Origin of the sequence: Burkholderia sp. Bp8992 (assembly GCF_003853705.1) — a bacterium.
In the GTDB taxonomy this organism is placed as follows: Bacteria; Pseudomonadota; Gammaproteobacteria; order Burkholderiales; family Burkholderiaceae; genus Burkholderia.
In genome coordinates, this window is record NZ_QTQI01000001.1 from 587,082 (window position 1) to 603,651 (window position 16,570).

Genomic DNA, 16,570 nt, shown 5'->3' on the forward strand with positions numbered 1-16,570 from the left:
CCATGGCCCTGTCACGCCGACAATTCCTGAGCGTTGCCGCCGCGGGTGCGGGCGCGATCCTCGTCGCGCCGCGGATCGTGTTCGCGAACGTCGCGACCGACCGGCGCTTCGTGTTCGTGATCCAGCGCGGCGCGGCCGACGGCCTGAACATCGTCGTCCCGTATGCGGAACCCGCGTATGCGTCGCTGCGCGGCCCGCTCGCGATCGACACGGCGGCCGCGACGCGGCTCGACGGCACGTTCGCGCTGCATCCGTCGCTCGCGCAAACCGCGCAGCTGTATCGCGACGGGCAGGCGCTGTTCGTTCATGCAATCGCGTCGCCGTATCGCGACCGCTCGCATTTCGACGGCCAGAACGTGCTCGAAACGGGCGGCCGCGCGCCATACCAGGTGAAGGACGGCTGGCTGAACCGGCTCGCCGCGCTGCTGCCGGCGACACGCGAAAACGCGATCGCGTTCGCGCCGACCGTGCCGCTCGCGTTGCGCGGCGCCGTGCAGGCCGCGTCGTATGCGCCGTCCGGTTTGCCGGCCGCGCCGGACGACCTGCTCGCGCGCGTGTCGTCGCTCTACGAGGCCGACGCACAGCTCGGCCCGCTGTGGCAGTCGGCGATGGATGCGCGCGGCCTCGCCGGCGACGCGCATGCGCGCCAGGACCCGACCGGCGTCGGCAAGCTCGCGGCGACGTTCCTCGCGCGCGACGACGGCCCGCGGATCGCGATGATCGAGACAGGCGGCTGGGACACGCACAGCGCGCAGAACGCGCGGCTCGCGAACCAGTTGAAGGCGCTCGACACGATGCTCGCCGCGCTGCGCGACGGCCTCGGGCCCGCCTGGCAGCAGACCACGGTGCTGGTCGCGACCGAGTTCGGCCGCACGGCGGCCGCGAACGGCACGGGCGGCACCGACCACGGACAGGCGTCGGTCGCGATGCTCGCAGGCGGCGCGGTGGCCGGCGGCCGCGTGATCGCCGACTGGCCGGGGCTGCGGCCGGGCGACCTGTACGAAGGGCGCGACCTGAAGCCGACTGCGTCGCTCGACGCGCTGATCTCGGGCGCAGCGGCCGAAAGCCTGCGGCTCGATCCGCGCCGCACGGCAGCCGCATTGTTCGCGGAAAGCGGCACGACGCGGCCGCTGAGCGGCCTGATTCGCGGGGCCGCGTGACGCGGCGCATGCCGCGTTCGTGCTGTCGACCGATTACACGATTACACAACAGGGAGAATTGACGATGAAGATGCGATCCGTTTCGCTTGCGGTGCTGGTGAGCGCGAGTTCCGTGCTGATGTCCGCCTGCGTGGTCGAACCCGTGCGGCCGCCGCAGCCGGCGCCGCTCGTCGAGGTGGCACCGCCGCCGCCTGCACCGGGCTATCGCTGGGCCAAGGGGCATTACCGGTGGGCAGGCAATCACTGGGCGTGGGTGCCGGGGCACTGGGTGGCGGTGTACTGAGCGGGCGTGACGTGCCTGACGGTGCGGATAGCGGCTACCACCCGATCCGGTGCTTCTCCTCCGTTTCGCGATGCCGCCAGTCGTCGTCCGCGTGCAGGTACTGGCTCGTCGTCGTCAGCGACACATGGCCGAGATTGTCGCGCACGAGCCGCAGGTCGACGCGGCCGTCGGCCATGTGCGAGCCTGCGCTGTGGCGCAGCCAGTGCGCGGACGCCTGTTCGAGCACGCGTGCCTGCTGGTCGCCGGCTTCGCCGTTCGCGCGCAGCCGGTCGGCCGCGTGCCGGAATACCTGCTTCACGATCCGGTGCAGCGCTGCGCGCGTGAGCGGCTTGTGCGTCCGGCCGACCGGCAGCACGAGCGGCGTGGGCTCGCCGTCCGACGGCAGCGCGGCCAGGCCATGCGCGCGCCGGTAGCGCGACAGCTCGGCCATCATCTCGTCGGTGGCCGGCACGAGCCGCTGCCGTCCGCCTTTGCCCGTCACGTCGAGCCACCAGCGGTCGTGCCCGTTCGCATCGCGCCGGCAGAAGAACTGCCCCATCGTCGTGTCGGCCGCTTCGGTGATGCGCAGCCCGCCGAGATACAGCAGCGTGAACAGCCAGCGCGCGCGATCCGCATGGAAGCACGCGCGCGCATCGTCGCGCGGCATCGCGGCGATCGCCTCCTTGACCGACTGCCACAGCGGCTGCCCGAGATGGCGCGTGACGCGCGGCGCGGGCCGGCGCTGCCGTTGCCGCGACAACGCGAGCGGGTTGCCGGCCAGATAGCCGGCCTGCACGAGCCACGAGAACATCACGTTCAGGATCACCAGCGCCTGCCGCTGGCTGGCCGCCGACAGCGGCCCGTAGAACGGCCGCCAGCGCGGATCGTCGCGCGGATGCTTGCGGCCGCCGTTCGCGCACCACAGGTCCGCCGGCGCGGGCGCGAGCAGGAACTGCCGGTAGACGACGAGATCCTCGTGCGTGAGCGACGACAGCGGCTTGCCGCACGCGATCACGGCCCACAGCAGCAGGCGCTCGGCTTCCTTGCGGTAGTTCTGGAACGTGGTCGGCGTATCGACGAAGCGTGCGAGCCACGCGCGCACGGCGTCGAGATCGTTGGTCGCGGCGATCTGCGGATGCGCGCTGCCGGAACGGTTGGAGCCGGTGCGTCCGTCGAGCGCAGCCGGTACGGTCAGCGTATCGATCGGCAGCGGGCGCAGCGCGGCGTCGGACGGAACGGGTGAGGGCATGCGAAGGGCGGCGCGTTGCGCGAACCGCACGGGCGTGGCCGGGCGGACACAGGCAACGAACGCGTCAAGGCGTATCGGGAAGCGCCGATGGTACACGATCACCACACGGTGAAACCGCCGTCGATCGCGATCGCCTGGCCGGTGACGAAGCGTGCGGCCGGCGAGCACAGCCATAACACCGTTTCCGCGATGTCGCGCGGTTCGCCGAGCCGCGCCATCGGCGTGGCCTGCATCAGCCGCGCCATGTCGTCGCGATTGTCCGGCCGCTCGGTGATCGCCGTGTTCGCGATGCCGCCCGGACACACGGCATTCACGCGGATGCCGCGGCTCGCATAGTCGATCGCCACCGCTTTCGTGAGGCCGATAACGCCGCTTTTCGACGCCGAATACGCAGCGAGCCCGGGCCCGCTGACGAGCCCCATGATCGACGACGTATTGACGATCGCGCCACCGCCGGATTGCAGCATGTACCGGCATTCGTGCTTCAGGCACAGCCACACGCCTTTCAGGTTCACGGCGATCGTGCGGTCCCATTCGCCTTCGTCGAACTCGGCGGCGGGGGCTCCGCGCGGTGCGATGCCCGCGTTGTTGAAGGCGAAGTCGAGGTGGCCGAACGTGGCGACCGTCGTGTCGATTGCCGCGCGCACGTCATCGTCGCGCGACACGTCGGCGCGTAGCACGATCGCCTTTGCGCCGAGGCGCTCGATTTCGTGCGCGGTGTCGTCCGCGGCGGATTCGACGGTGTCCAGCAGCGCGACCTGCGCACCGGCTTCGGCGAAGCACAGGGCGGCCTGGCGTCCGATACCGGTCGCTGCACCGGTCACGACGGCGACTTTTCCTGCGAAATGTTCCATACCTGTCTCCTGAGGCGGGGGGAGCGACAGGTTAGGCGGCACGGGCCGGTGCTTCGACGTTGAAACGGACTAGGCGGATTCGACGGCGGGCATGCTTCGCGCAGCGCCCCTCATCCCAGCGACAGCACGCTGTTCAACAACATCCGCACCAGCGTGGCCTGCCGCGTGACGCCCGTCTTCGAAAAGATCGCACGCAGGTGCGAACGCGCGGTGTTCTTGCTGATCGCGAGTTCGTCGGCCGCTTCCTCGAGCGTCTGCCCGTTGACGAGCGCGAGCGCCAGCGCCGTTTCGGCCGGCGTGAGGTCGAACAGCTTGCGCACGATGTCGTGAGACGCCTGCGACTTGCGCTCGGCATCGCGGATGAAGATCGCGCACGCCGGCCGGCGCGGGTTGTCCTCCGACCATTCGCTCAACGGGACCGCACGGATCAGCACGCCAAGCCGCGGCTTGCCGGACGGGCGCGGCACCGCGATCGCGTGCGCGACCGACGGCGTGACGCCCGTGCGTTCCGCGAGCACCTGGCGGATCAGCTTCTGCAGCTTGCGATCCTCGAGCGGATACGACGCCTCGAGCGTGCCGCCGCGCACGCGCAGGCCGTCGCATTCGGCGAAGATCTCGTCGGCGACGGAGTTGGTCCTCATGATCGTGCCGCGCTCGTCGAGAATCGCGGTGCCGACGAGCATGCGGTCGATCGTGCTCGCATACAGCGTGCGCTCGGATTCGACCATCCCGAACTTCGCGTGCAGCCGCACCGCGCGCTTCAGGTGCGGCAGCAGCGCGTTGCACACGGCCTTGTCGGCCGCCGAGAATGCCTGGCCGCGATGCGGACGGCAGACGCGAAACCGGCACTCGACGCCGTCGTGCGTGCGCAGGTCTGCGCCCATGAGATAGCCGACGTCGAACGGCTTCAGGAATTCGGCATACATCGCGCTGTTGCGCCAGACGCCGACGCCGAGCAGCTCGTCGACGGTGACGACGCGATCGCCCGGCAGGTTCACGAACGGATCGAGTGCGTAGTAATAATTGTTGTAAGACGCGACGCCCGTCAGCGGCGCACTCTCCGCGGATGCGTTGATCATCAGCCCCGTATGGCCGCTGGCGGGCCAGCGCAGGATCATCGTCACGTAGTTCGCGTGGAGGTGCACGCGGATCTGTTCGAGCGCGGCGCCCCACGGCACGTCTTCGAGCGGGCCTTCGTAGATGGTCGTGAGCAACGCGTCGAACTGCTCGAGCGTCAGTTTCGATTGGGCAAGGTTTGGCGGCAGGGCCGGGGGCGCCGTGATCATTCGGGTTGTCTCCTGTTGCGGCCGCCGGGTCGCAGGGCGCCTGGCGTGCACGTTCGGACCGCCGGCGGCGATGCGCGTGGCGGAACCGGAACACGGTAGCGTATCGGCTCGCGCGCGACATCCCATGAATGAGGGTGGTTGAGTGCGTTTTGTAAGGTATTTGTGAACCTTCTCGCCGCGCCGGTCGTCTAACCGGCCCTCCAACGCTCCCAGAGGAACATCTGATGATTCACAAGACCCGAACGCTGCTCGGCGCGGCCGTGATTGCCGGCAGCACGCTCCTCGCCGGATGCCAGACCGACGCGGCCGCCACGGCGCCGAGCGCGGCCCGCCCGGTCGACGGCAAGCCCGTGACCAAAACCGTCTACGTCGCGCCGCAGTCGGCGCGCTGCACGGGCGTCGCGCCGATGGAGTGCCTGCAGGTGCGCAGCAGCCCGAGCGAGCCGTGGAGCCTGTGGTACGCGGGGATCGAAGGGTTTGCCTACCAGCCCGGTTACCTGTACACGCTCGAAATCGACGAATACCGCGTCGCGCAGCCGCCGGCCGACGGTTCGTCGATCCGCTGGGTGCTCAAGCGTGTCGTCGAACGCCGTCAGGTGAACTGACGGCCGCGTTCAAGCGGACGGCCGCGCCGCCGCACCGGCCGGCGGCGCGGCCGTATCGATCCGCCGGAATACGGCGGACGACAGCAGCGTCACGCCGCCCATGCACGCGAACGACAGCATGAATCCGTGCGCCATCGAGCCCCAATAGGCGGCGAACAGGTTGACGAGCCCGCCGCCGATCGACACGCCCAGGCCCATCGCGAGCATCTGCATCATCGTGAACAGGCTGTTGCCGCTGCCGGCGTCGGCATGCGACAGCCCCTTGAGCGTCACGCTGTTCATTGCCGCGAACTGCATCGAGTTCGCCGTGCCGAACACGATCAGCAGCACACTCTCCAGCACCGGCGCGGGCCGCGCCGACACCAGCGCGAATCCCGTGATCGCGCAGCCGACGATCACCGTGTTCACGACCAGGAACGTCGCATAGCCGAAGCGCTTCACGAGCGGCGCGATCCAGCGTTTCGCGATGACGCCCGCGATCGCGGCCGGCAGCATCATCAACCCCGATTGCAGCGGCGTATAGCCGAGCTGCACCTGCATCAGCAGCGGCAGCATGAACGGCACCGAGCTCGTGCCGATCCGGCACAGCAGGTTGCCGAGCAGCCCCGAACCGAAGTTCGGTTCGCGAAACAGCCCGAGCCGGAACAGCGGCTGCGCACGCCGCCGCGCATGCGGCAGGTAGGCGAGCGCGCTCGCGAGCCCGACCACGGCCAGCCCGGCCGCCCACGCGGTGCGATGCGCGGGCGTCGGCGGGTCAATCGCGAGCGACAGCGCGATCATCGCGACCGACAGCAGCGCACAGCCGACGAAGTCGAACGGCGGCGGCTGCGTCGCCTGGTCGTGCGGCAGGTAGCGCTGCACCGCGACGAAGCCGACCACGCCGACCGGCACGTTGACGATGAACACCCAGTGCCATGACATCGCCTGCGTGAGCCAGCCGCCGAGCGTCGGCCCGACGATCGGGCCGAGCTGGCCTGCGGTCGACACGAACGCGATCGCCGCGACGTACTGTTCGCCCGGCACGCGGCGCAGCACGGCGAGCCGCCCGATCGGCAGCAGCATCGAGCCGCCGATGCCCTGCACGGCGCGCGCAATGACGAGCTGGCCGAGCGTATGCGACGCCGCGCAGCCGATCGACGCGAGCACGAACACGAGGATCGCGACCGAAAACACGCGGCGCGTGCCGAAGCGGTCGGCGAGCCAGCCGGACGCCGGCGTGAGCATTGCCATCGTCAGCGTATAGACGACCACGACGGGCTGCATCGCGAGCGGCGACGCGTGCAGGCTTTGGGCGATCGAGGGCAGCGCGGTGTTGACGATCGTCGTGTCGAGCGACTGCATGAAGAATGCAGCGGCGACGATCCAGAGCAGCACGGCGTGTGTGGGTTCCCGGGACATGGCGAAATCGGTGGTGCGAAAGCCCGGCGGGGGGGCGCCGGTGCGCGGTTGCGCGGCGCCTGCCGGACTTCAAGCGCTCGATGGTACCGATTCCGGCGGTTATCGGGAAGCTGTCTGAGGAAATCGAGGCCGAGCCGGGCGTCACGCACGCGGTCGTGCCGAAGGCGCTCGCGAAAAAAGGGGGCAGGTGACGCACGCCATGCGCCGGCATCCGGCATTCGGCGCCCGCGCCGCGCATCGTCAGGCCGACCGCTTCTGCGAGATCACGAGCAGCGCGCCGTTCTTGTCCTCCAGTACCGCGCGGTATTCGTGCGGCCCGGCCTGCACGGGCACGCGCACCGATGCGCCGGCCTTCACGACCCGCGCCATCGCCGCATACAGGTCGTCGTTTTCGTCGACGCGCAGCGTGAGCGCCGCGCGCTCGACGATCTGCTCGTCGCCCGCGACCAGCGCGATCGTCAGCGGGCCGCCGTCGAGCGCGCAATAGCGGTCGCCGTCGCGGAATTTCACGTTCAGCCCCAGCCCGTCGACGAACAGCGGCAGCGCCGTGTCGATGTCGTCGACCGGATACAGCAGCATCGATACCTTCATCCCGGTTCTCCCTTGTCTTGATGTGGGCGGCGTGCAATGCGCCGCCGGTCGATGCTAGCGCGTCGCCCGCGGGCTCACGCAGTCCGATCGGATGACCGTGAAACCCCTCTGTCCCCGCAGGCGGGCAGCTACTCCGAACAGATGATGCCCACGCCAGCCGGCGCGCCGACACTCCCATTCGTGGACCGTCGCTATTCGTCCGTATCGTGCGGGCGGCCTGCGCGACCCCGACTCGTCCAACACACATGGAGACGCACGCAATGAAGTTTTCCCTCATCTACGAAGCCCAGACCACCGACGCATCGCGCGAGGGCGACCACCGGGTGTTCAAGGAGACGGTCGAGCAGGCGCTGCTCGCCGAGCAGGTCGGTTTCGACACGATCTGGTGCGTGGAGCACACGTCGCTGACCCACTATGCGCACATGAGCGCGCCGGAGACCTTCCTTGCGTACCTGGCCGGCCGCACGACGCGCATCGGCCTCGGCCACGGCGTCGTGTGCCTGCCGCCGGCGATGAACCACCCGATCAAGGTGGCGGAACGCGTCGCGCTGCTCGACATCCTGTCGGGCGGTCGCGTGCATTTCGGCGTCGGCAAGGGCGGCAGCCAGCAGGAAGCCGGCGCGTTCGGCTACGACCTCAACGAACTGCAGCCGATGATCGACGAATCGATGTACCTCGTGCCGAAGATGTTCGTGCAGGACGAGATCGAGCACGACGGCAAGTACATCAAGATCCCGAAGCGCCCGATCCACCCGAAGCCGTTCCAGGATCCGCACCCGCCGATGTACCTCGCGTGTACGAACACCGATGCGCTGCTGCGCGCCGGCCAGCGCGGGATGGGCGCGCTGGTGCTCGGCTTCGGCGGCCCGGACGAGGTCGCGAAGAAGAATGCCGTGTACCGAGAGGCATGGGCGAACCGCAAGCCGGAAGACCAGGTCGGCTTCCGCCCGACCCGGCACCTCGCGGCGCTGTGCCCGACGGTCGTGATGGCCGACGGCCAGGCCGCCCGCAAGATCGGCATCCGCGGCCAGCGCTACTTCATGGAATCGCTCGCGTACTGGTACACGGGCGGCGAGCGTCCGGACCCGGCGAAGTGGGACGACGATCTCGTGCAGGCCGACACCGGCGAGATGGTGATCCGCTCGCGCTTCGCGTCGGAGGAAGTCGTCGTCAACTTCGCCGACCCCGCGCTCGCGATGATGAACCCGAACCACGCGTACGGCACGGTGGACGACTGCATCGGCTATGTCGGCCGCCTGCAGGAAGCCGGTGTCGACGAAGTGCTGTTCCTGTGCCAGATGGGCACGGTGCCGCACGAAGCGCAGATGGAGACGATCCGCAACATCGGCGAGCACGTGATCCCGTTCTTCAACCGCGAGAAGGAACGCGCCTGCGCGTGATGCACGGGGCCGCGCCCGTCGTCCCGTCCGGTCGGACGATGCGGCGCGGTCGCGCGAAGCCGACCATCGGTGGTGGCGAGCATCGCCCGCGGCCAGGCCGCGCCGAACAACTTTGAACGAGAGCGGGGCGCGCACCACGGCGCAGCCCCCGTTCCACAGGAGACATTCGTGCATCGCGACAACGATTCGAACGCATTGGCCGCCACGCTGGTCGCCCGGGCCGAGGCACTGGCGCCGGTGCTGGCCGGCCGCGCCGCGCAGGCGGACGCGCAGGGCCGGATCCCGGCCGAGACGATCGCCGACATGCAGGCCGCCGGCTTCTTCAAGGTGCTGCAGCCGAAGCGCTACGGCGGCTACGAGCTCGATCCGCAGGCCTTCTTCGACATCCAGATGGCACTCGCGCGCGGCTGCATGTCGACCGCGTGGGTGTACGGCGTCGTCGGCGTGCACAACTGGCAGCTCGCGCTGTTCGACGAACGCGCGCAGCAGGATGTCTGGGGCAACGACCCGGCCACGCTGATCGCGTCGACCTACATGCCGGTCGGCCGCGTGACGCCGGTCGACGGCGGCTTCCGCCTGTCGGGCCACTGGAAGTTCTCGAGCGGCAGCGAACTGTGCGAATGGGTGTTCCTCGGCGCGCTGGTGCCGCCGGCCGAGGCCGGCCAGCCGCCCGAATACCGGACCTTCCTGCTGCCGAAAACCGACTACCGGATCCAGCAGGACTGGGACGTGCTCGGCCTGCGCGCGACGGGCAGCCACGACATCGTCGTCGACGACGTGTTCGTGCCCGCGTACCGCACGCACAAGGCGATCGACGGGATGATGGGCACGAGCCCCGGTCTCGCCGTCAACGCTGCACCGCTGTTCAAGCTGCCGTTCGCGCAGATCTTCGTGCGCGCGGTGTGCACGTCGTGCATCGGCGCGCTGCAGGGTGCGCTCGACGATTTCACCGGCTATGCGGCGACGCGCGTGTCGGCGAACAGCGGCGCGAAGACGACCGACGATCCGGGCGCGCAGAGCGCGTGCGCGAACGCGGCCGTCGCGATCGACGAGATGAAGGTGCTGCTCCAGCGCAATTTCGCGGAACTGATGGCGTCGGTGACGGGCGGCCCGGCCGTGTCGATCGAGCGCCGCGTGCATTTCCGCTACCAGTCGGCGCAGGTCGCCGAGCGCTGCGCGCAGGCCGCGAACACGCTGCTGCGCTACGCGGGCGGCAACGGCATCTATCACCGCAATCCGCTGGTGCGCCGTTTCCTCGACCTGCATGCGGCCCGCGCGCACTACGCGAACAACGTCGACCGCTTCGGCCAGAACCTCGGCGCGGTGATGCTCGGTCGCGACAACACGGACTTCTTCATCTGACGAGGCCGCGATGAACGACACGCAAGCACAGCAATACACGTTCGACGTGATCGTCGTCGGTTCGGGCGCGGGCGCGCTGCTCGCCGCGTGCCGCGCGGCCGACCACGGGCTGTCCGTCGTCGTGATCGAGAAGACGGCGCTGTACGGCGGCACATCGGCCGTATCGGGCGGCGGCATCTGGATTCCGTGCAACCACCATATCGCCGAGCTCGGCGCGACCGATTCGCGCGAGGCCGCGCGCCGCTATGTCGACGCGTGCGTGGCCGGCGCGTCGACACAAGAACGGCTCGACGCCTATCTCGATCGCGCGCCGGAGATGCTGCGCTATCTGGAAGCGAAGACGCCCGTGCGCTTCCAGGCGCTGCCGAAATACGCGGACTATTTCCAGAAGCTGCCGGGCGCGATGCCCGGTTATCGTGCGCTCGATCCGCTGCCGTTCGACGGCGGCCTGCTCGGCGACGAGTTCGACCGGCTGCGGCCGCCGTCGCCCGGCACGCTGATCTTCGGGCGTCTGTCGGTGACGTCGAAGGAAGCGCACACCTTGTTCTCGCGCGGGCCCGGCTTCATGACGCTCACGATCAGGCAGTTCGGCCGCTACTGGCTCGATTTCCGCATGCGCCGCCACACGCGGCGCGACCGGCGCCTGACGCTCGGCAACGCATTGATCGGCGGGCTGCGCCGTGCGCTGCTCGACCGCAACGTGCCGGTGTGGCTCGACACGCCGATGCGCGACCTGCTCGACGCGGACGGCCGCGTGACGGGCGTGCGTGCGCAGCGCTTCGGGCAGCCGGTGACGATCGCCGCGCGGCATGGCGTGATCCTCGGCGCGGGCGGTTTCGAGCGCAACCAGCCGATGCGCGAGCGCTACCTGCCGCAGCCGACCCGGGCGCAATGGAGTGCGACGCCGCCATCCAACACCGGCGACGCGATCGCCGAAGGCCACCGGCTCGGCGGCGCGCTGGCGCTGATGGAGCACGTGTGGGGCGCGCCGACGGTCCGCGTCGCGGGCGAGGAGAAGCAGCGTGCGCTGTTCGTCGAACGCAACCTGCCGGGCTGTGTGATCGTCAACGGCCTCGGCAAGCGCTTCGTCAACGAAGCCGCGCCGTATTCCGAATTCGTGCCCGCGATGTATCGCGACCATGCGCGCACCGGCGCGACCGTGCCCGCATGGATGGTGTTCGACGCGCGTTTTCGCCGCAAGTATCCGTGCGGGCCGGTCATGCCGGCGTCGATGATGCCCGATGCGCGGATACCGGAAGCCTTTCGCGACGTGCTCGTGAAAGCCGACACGATCGATGCGTTGGCCGCGAAGATCGGCGTCGACGCGGCCGGCCTGCACGACACGCTGCGCGACATGGCGCGCTACGCGGCCACCGGCGTCGACGAAGCGTTCGGCAAGGGTGACAACGCGTTCGACACGTACTACGGCGATCCGCGCAATACGCCGAACCCGTGTCTCGGGCCGGTCGACGAAGCGCCGTTCTACGCGGCGCGGATCGACGCGGGCGATATCGGCACGAAGGGCGGGCTCGTCACCGACGTGCACGCCCGCGTGCTGCGCGCCGACGGCGAGCCGATCGACGGCCTCTACGCGATCGGCAACACCAGCGCATCGGTGATGGGCGCGAGCTACCCCGGCGCGGGCTCGACGCTCGGCCCGGCGATGACCTTCGGGTATCTCGCCGCCGACCACCTGGCTGCTCGCGCAGCCGACGCCGGAGGCCGGCAGGCCCGGCCATCCACGACTGAACTTGACGGAGTCCGATCATGAGCGATCTCACCACCCACCCGCTGCGCACCGACATGCTGCTCGCGATGCGCCGCCTCGCGCGCTCCGTCACGGTCATCAGCAGCACGCACGACGGCCGGCGCTACTCGATGTCCGCGACGGCGGTCGACTCGCTGTCGACCGATCCGCCTTCGCTGCTGATCTGCATCAACCGCAGTGCGTCGCTGTATCCGCCACTCGATGCGGGCGCGCCGTTCTGCGTGAACGTGCTGTCCGCGCGCCACGAAGGCATCGCGATCGACTGCAGCGGCCGCCTGAAGGGCGAGGCACGCTTCACGACCGGCGAATGGCATACGTCGCCGCACGGCGTGCCGTATCTGCGCGACGCGCAGGCGAGCCTCGTGTGCGAGCAGGACGGCCGCTTCGAATACGGCACGCATACGGTGTTCATCGGGCGCATCCGCGAGGTGCTGATGAGCGGCGACGTCGATCCGCTCGTCTATCTCGACGGCGCGTATACGACGCCCGGCGCGCCGGTGGCCCGTGCGGTCGCGTGACGCAAGGAACCGGCGATGAGCGATCCACGCTTCCACCGGCTGACCGTGGCCGACGTGATTGCCGAAAGCGACGACGCGTGCTCGTTCGTATTCGACGTCCCGGCCGCGCTGCGTGACGCATTCACGTACCGGCCCGGGCAGTTCCTGACGCTGAACGTGCCGTGCGCGGACGCGACCGTCGCGCGCTGCTATTCGCTGTCGAGCGCACCGGGTATCGACGCGGCGCCGAAGATCACCGTCAAGCGCGTGCGTGACGGCCGCGCGTCGAACTGGCTGTGCGACCGCGTGAAGGCCGGCGACACGCTCGACGTGTTGCCGCCGGCCGGCATGTTCACGCCGCGCACGCTCGACGGCGACCTGCTGCTGTTCGCGGGCGGCAGCGGCATCACGCCCGTGCTGTCGATCCTGAAATCGGCGCTCGTGCACGGCCGCGGGATGCTGACGCTGATCTATGCGAACCGCGACGAACGCTCGGTGATCTTCCGCGCCGAGTTGCAGCAGCTTGCGCAGCGCCATCCGGGCCGCGTGCGCGCGATCCACTGGCTCGACAGCGTGCAGGGCATCCCGCAGCAGCGCCATCTCGAGGAACTCGCGCGGCCGTTCAGCCGGCAGGAGACGTTCATCTGCGGGCCCGCGCTGTTCATGGAGAACGCGCTGGCCGCGATGCTCGGCCTCGGGTTGCCGCGGGCCCGCGTGCATGTCGAGCGGTTCGCGTCGCTGCCCGATGCACCGGCGCAGGCTGCCGATACGGCGCCGTCGAGCGCAGCGGTGGCGGTTGTGTCCGGCGACGGCGCGGCGATCGAGACGGTGCTCGACGGCGACGCGTTCGCATTCGACAGCGCGCCCGGCGAAACGCTGCTCGATGCGATGCTGCGTGCGGGCGTGCCGGCGCCGAATTCCTGCCGGATGGGGCAGTGCGGCGCGTGCATGTGCCGGATCGAGCGCGGCGAGGTCGCGCTCGACAGCAACCACGTGCTCGACGACGACGAGATCGCGGCCGGCTGGACGCTCGCCTGCTGCGCGCGGCCCGCGAGCGGCGCGCTGCGCGTGGTGTTTCCCGACTGAGCCGCGACGCGCCGGCGGCGCGCACGGCCATCCTGATCTATGACGATGGACAATGAAATCCTGACCACGCCCGCGCTGATCGCACGGGCTGCCGCGCGCCACGGCGCGCATCCGGCGATCGAGTCGGAGCACGGCCGGCTGACTTACGCGGAACTCGACGCCGCGCGACTCGACGCGGCCCGTGCGCTGCTGGCGAGCGGCATCGACGCCGGCGACCGCATCGCGGTCTGGGCGCCGAACCTGCCGCAATGGATCGTCGCGGCGCTGGCGATCCACACCGTCGGCGCGATCCTCGTGCCGGTCAATACGCGGATGAAGGGAATGGAGGTCGGCGGCATCCTGCATGACAGCGGTGCGCGGCTGCTGTTCTGCTGCGGCGCCTTCCTCGGCGAATCGTATCCGGCGATGCTCGCGCCGCACCGGCCCGCGACGCTCGAGCGGGTCGTCGTGTTCGACGGAGAGCCGCCGTCCGGTGCGCGCGACGAGACGTGGAACGCGTTCCTCGCGCACGGTGCGGCGGTATCGCTGGCCGCGGTGCGCGAACGCGAGGCGCAGGTCACACCCGACACCGTGATGGACCTGATGTTCACGTCCGGCACGACGGGCCGTCCGAAGGGCGTGATGACCGCGCACGGCCAGAACCTGCGCGCCGCGCAGGCGTGGGCCGCGATCGCGGGCGTGCGCCAGGACGACCGCTACCTGATCGTCAATCCGTTCTTCCATACGTTCGGCTACAAGGCCGGCTGGCTCGCCGCGCTGTCGAGCGGCGCGACCGTGCTGCCGCATCTCGTGTTCCAGCCGGCCGACGTGCTGCGACGCGTCGCCGATGATCGCGTGTCGGTGCTGCCCGGGCCGCCGACGCTGTACTACGCGCTGCTCGACGCGCCCGATCGTGCGACGCGCGACCTGTCGTCGCTGCGGATCGCGGTGACGGGCGCGGCGGCGATCGCACCGAGCCTGATCGAACGGATGCGCGCGGAGCTCGGCTTCGAGACGGTACTGACCGGCTACGGGCTGACCGAATCGTGCGGCTTCGCGACGCTGTGCCGTCACGGCGACGATGCGGAGACGGTCGCCTACACGTCGGGCCGGCCGATGCCGGACGTCGAGCTGCGCATCGCCGGGCCGGGCGGCGTGCCGCTCGGCCCGGACGAGACCGGCGAGATCTGGGTGCGCGGCTACAACGTGATGCGCGGCTACTTCAACCAGCCGGACGCGACGCGCGAGACGGTCGATACCGATGGCTGGCTGCATACCGGCGATCTCGGCTGCGTCGATGCGAACGGCAACCTGAAGATCACCGACCGCATCAAGGACATGTTCATCGTCGGCGGCTTCAACTGCTATCCGGCGGAGATCGAACGGCTGCTCGCCGCGCATCCGGCGATCGCGCAGGTCGCGCTGGTCGGTGTGCCCGATACGCGGCTCGGCGAGGTCGGTCATGCGTATGTCGTGCTGCGTCCGGGCGCGCATGTCGATGCCGGCGAATTGAACGACTGGGCGCGCAGCAACATGGCGAACTACAAGGTGCCGCGATTTTTCACGTTCGTCGAGCAGCTGCCGACGAGCGCCGCGGGGAAGGTGCTGAAGTACCGGTTGCGCGCGGCGGCCGACGCGGCTGCCTGAGCGACGACGGATTTCCGCAGGGCGCGGTGCTCGTGTTCGCGCGCGGCGGCGTCCCTTCTTGAAGTCATCGATGACGCGAGCCGAGACGCCGATCGGCTCGCTTGTCGCATCCGTACCCGGTGCGGGCAAGATGCATGCGCACGCATCGGTATTCACCCTGCCTCGTCACGCACGAGGGTGCATCGGCACCGCTTGCGCACGCCACGAGGTCACACTTTTGCAACGCTTTTCCAACGTATTCCTCTGCACACGATCGATCGCGATGGCGACGCGCGTGCGCTGACGCGCCGTCCGGCCTCGTTCTGCTGACGTTGTGCGACCGATGCGCGATTCCGCCGATCGCGTATTTCGGCCTGGCGTGCCGAATACGGATACGTTCCTGAAACATTTCCCCACCATTGCGACCCGCAGTGTCGCGCGTGCGCGGCCGTCACGCTTTTCCCGCTTCGATTTGCGCCGCATGGCACGTGCCTTGCGGTTGACCCGGTGCCGCCGGCGCAGACGGATTCGCCAGAACGATCAGCACATCGGCGGCGTGTAACGACATCGAAACAAACCGGGGATCGGATCGGGTCGCGGGCGCCGCGTGTCGTGGCGCAAGCGCCGCGCATGTCGTATCGGTCATGCGCACGGTGCAACGCGTTCCCGATCCGTCGAACAGCAAGCTTGCTTGCAAGGTGTCGTGCCGGGGTTCGCACCGCGCATCGCGACGAAGGCCGCGTGCGGCGGGACGCTGCGCCCGGCACGTGTCGGGGGAGGCGCCCGTGAAAACGACGGTGAATCAATGGGCATTCGTCGCGGTGGCGTTTGCCGCGAGTGCGCACGCGCAGGAAATCTATCTGCAGGGCGGTACGCAGGGCGTCGGCATCGGCGCGGCCGTGAGCTTCAATTCGATGCTGGGTGCGCATGCGGATTTCAACGCGATCGATCTTTCGCATGACTTCACGGTGGCCGGCAATCGCTATCAGGACGACCTGAAGCTGCGCCAGGGCGGCTTGTACGCCGACATCTTTCCGTGGCGGGGCAGCGGCTTCCGCGCGACGCTCGGGCTGCGCTTCAACGACGACGAGCTTCGCGGCGTGTCGGTACCGACCAACGGCACGTACGTGTTCGGCGGCAAGCGCTATCCGGCGCTGCCGGGGATGTATGCGGTCGCGGAAGCGCGCTATCCGACCGTGATGCCGTATGCGGGAATCGGCTACGGGCACCGGCCGGCGTCGAAAGGGCTCGGATTCGTCGCCGATATCGGCGTCGCGTACGGGATCCCGAAATGTTCGTACTCGCTGTCGCCGGAACTGGCGGCCGCGGCCGGACCGGTGAAGAGCCAGATCCTGGTCGCGAGCGGGCTCGACCAGCTGCGGCGGGTGATGTCGCGATACCGGTGGTATCCGGTCTTGCAGATCGGGATTTCGTACCGGTTCTGAAC

Annotated in this window: 15 protein-coding genes; 10 read left to right on the plus strand and 5 right to left on the minus strand. The window is 69.4% G+C overall.

Going from position 1 to position 16,570, the window contains the following annotated elements; all coding sequences use genetic code 11:
- The first annotated feature begins 2 nt into the window (after nucleotides 1-2).
- A complete protein-coding gene (locus tag DIE03_RS02610; RefSeq protein WP_124447160.1) occupies nucleotides 3-1,160 on the plus strand; it encodes a DUF1501 domain-containing protein in 1,158 nt (385 codons plus the stop codon).
- Nucleotides 1,161-1,224: 64 nt separating this feature from the next.
- Nucleotides 1,225-1,443, plus strand: coding sequence for a YXWGXW repeat-containing protein (locus tag DIE03_RS02615; RefSeq protein ID WP_124447162.1), 219 nt, complete (start codon nucleotides 1,225-1,227; stop codon nucleotides 1,441-1,443).
- 34 nt (nucleotides 1,444-1,477) lie between these two features.
- Here DIE03_RS02615 and DIE03_RS02620 read toward each other — a convergent pair whose 3' ends face one another.
- The 3 genes from DIE03_RS02620 to DIE03_RS02630 all read right to left on the minus strand — a co-directional run bounded on the left by DIE03_RS02620 (nucleotide 1,478) and on the right by DIE03_RS02630 (nucleotide 4,811).
- Nucleotides 1,478-2,671 carry a tyrosine-type recombinase/integrase gene (locus DIE03_RS02620; protein ID WP_124447164.1) on the minus strand — a complete coding sequence of 398 codons (1,194 nt, stop codon included), beginning with the start codon at nucleotides 2,669-2,671 and terminating at the stop codon, nucleotides 1,478-1,480.
- A 98-nt stretch (nucleotides 2,672-2,769) separates the two neighbouring features.
- Nucleotides 2,770-3,525: an SDR family NAD(P)-dependent oxidoreductase gene (locus tag DIE03_RS02625; RefSeq protein WP_124447166.1), complete on the minus strand. Its 756-nt coding sequence runs from the start codon at nucleotides 3,523-3,525 to the stop codon at nucleotides 2,770-2,772.
- Between the two features lie 110 nt (nucleotides 3,526-3,635).
- On the minus strand, nucleotides 3,636-4,811 hold the full coding sequence (locus DIE03_RS02630) for a helix-turn-helix transcriptional regulator (protein WP_124447167.1): 1,176 nt from the start codon (nucleotides 4,809-4,811) through the stop codon (nucleotides 3,636-3,638).
- A 224-nt stretch (nucleotides 4,812-5,035) separates the two neighbouring features.
- Here DIE03_RS02630 and DIE03_RS02635 point away from each other — a divergent pair, with 224 nt between their 5' ends.
- Nucleotides 5,036-5,416 (plus strand): DUF4377 domain-containing protein, encoded by a 381-nt coding sequence (locus DIE03_RS02635; protein ID WP_124447169.1) that lies wholly within the window; start codon nucleotides 5,036-5,038, stop codon nucleotides 5,414-5,416.
- Nucleotides 5,417-5,425: 9 nt separating this feature from the next.
- Here the strand turns inward: DIE03_RS02635 and DIE03_RS02640 are convergent, their stop codons facing one another.
- The gene (locus DIE03_RS02640; RefSeq protein WP_124447171.1) at nucleotides 5,426-6,814 is read right to left on the minus strand and encodes a DHA2 family efflux MFS transporter permease subunit; all 1,389 of its coding nucleotides are present in this window, start codon (nucleotides 6,812-6,814) and stop codon (nucleotides 5,426-5,428) included.
- Between the two features lie 240 nt (nucleotides 6,815-7,054).
- The gene (locus DIE03_RS02645) at nucleotides 7,055-7,405 is read right to left on the minus strand and encodes a VOC family protein (RefSeq protein ID WP_124447173.1); all 351 of its coding nucleotides are present in this window, start codon (nucleotides 7,403-7,405) and stop codon (nucleotides 7,055-7,057) included.
- A gap of 260 nt (nucleotides 7,406-7,665) precedes the next feature.
- Between DIE03_RS02645 and DIE03_RS02650 the strand changes: the two genes are divergently transcribed.
- The 7 genes from DIE03_RS02650 to DIE03_RS02685 all read left to right on the plus strand — a co-directional run bounded on the left by DIE03_RS02650 (nucleotide 7,666) and on the right by DIE03_RS02685 (nucleotide 16,568).
- On the plus strand, nucleotides 7,666-8,805 hold the full coding sequence (locus DIE03_RS02650) for an LLM class flavin-dependent oxidoreductase (protein WP_124447175.1): 1,140 nt from the start codon (nucleotides 7,666-7,668) through the stop codon (nucleotides 8,803-8,805).
- A 168-nt stretch (nucleotides 8,806-8,973) separates the two neighbouring features.
- A complete protein-coding gene (locus tag DIE03_RS02660) occupies nucleotides 8,974-10,167 on the plus strand; it encodes an acyl-CoA dehydrogenase family protein (RefSeq protein ID WP_124447177.1) in 1,194 nt (397 codons plus the stop codon).
- Between the two features lie 10 nt (nucleotides 10,168-10,177).
- Nucleotides 10,178-11,938, plus strand: coding sequence for an FAD-dependent oxidoreductase (locus DIE03_RS02665; protein WP_124447179.1), 1,761 nt, complete (start codon nucleotides 10,178-10,180; stop codon nucleotides 11,936-11,938).
- Complete coding sequence (locus DIE03_RS02670) at nucleotides 11,935-12,453, plus strand: flavin reductase family protein (protein ID WP_124447181.1); 519 nt, start codon at nucleotides 11,935-11,937, stop codon at nucleotides 12,451-12,453. The genes DIE03_RS02665 and DIE03_RS02670 overlap by 4 nt, the downstream gene beginning before the upstream one ends.
- A 15-nt stretch (nucleotides 12,454-12,468) precedes the next feature.
- The gene (locus DIE03_RS02675) at nucleotides 12,469-13,518 is read left to right on the plus strand and encodes a ferredoxin--NADP reductase (RefSeq protein WP_124447183.1); all 1,050 of its coding nucleotides are present in this window, start codon (nucleotides 12,469-12,471) and stop codon (nucleotides 13,516-13,518) included.
- A gap of 39 nt (nucleotides 13,519-13,557) precedes the next feature.
- Nucleotides 13,558-15,144, plus strand: a complete 1,587-nt coding sequence (locus DIE03_RS02680; protein WP_124447185.1) for a FadD3 family acyl-CoA ligase — start codon at nucleotides 13,558-13,560, stop codon at nucleotides 15,142-15,144.
- A 746-nt stretch (nucleotides 15,145-15,890) separates the two neighbouring features.
- Nucleotides 15,891-16,568: a hypothetical protein gene (locus DIE03_RS02685; RefSeq protein WP_124447187.1), complete on the plus strand. Its 678-nt coding sequence runs from the start codon at nucleotides 15,891-15,893 to the stop codon at nucleotides 16,566-16,568.
- The last annotated feature ends 2 nt before the right edge of the window (nucleotides 16,569-16,570 follow it).